The organism is Agrobacterium sp. AGB01 (genome assembly GCF_014851585.1).
Classification (GTDB): Bacteria; Pseudomonadota; Alphaproteobacteria; order Rhizobiales; family Rhizobiaceae; genus Agrobacterium.
On sequence record NZ_JACVAB010000024.1, the window covers coordinates 1 to 255 of the forward strand.

General features: G+C 59.2%; 1 protein-coding gene. It reads left to right on the forward strand.

Going from position 1 to position 255, the window contains the following annotated elements; translation table 11 throughout:
• On the forward strand, window positions 1–255 hold a 255-nt coding region (locus IB237_RS26630), incomplete at both ends, for an autotransporter domain-containing protein (RefSeq protein ID WP_371815419.1).

Sequence of the window (255 nt, forward strand, 5' to 3'; positions counted from 1 at the left end):
GTTTCAATTCAACCAGCGACCACAGCACGGTTGTTCGTGCCGGTATCGACGGCGTTCACGCATTGAACAATGATATCCGCCTGCTGGCCCGCGCTGAAGCTGCCTACCGTTTTGAAAACGAAACAGCAGCCACCAGCGGCACCATCACCGGTCTTTCCGCTTTCAGTTTCGACGGGCAGGACACCAACCAGTTCTGGCTGCGCGGTGGTCTGGGTGCGGAAGTCGATGTTGCTGGCGGCACGGCCTCGCTCAACG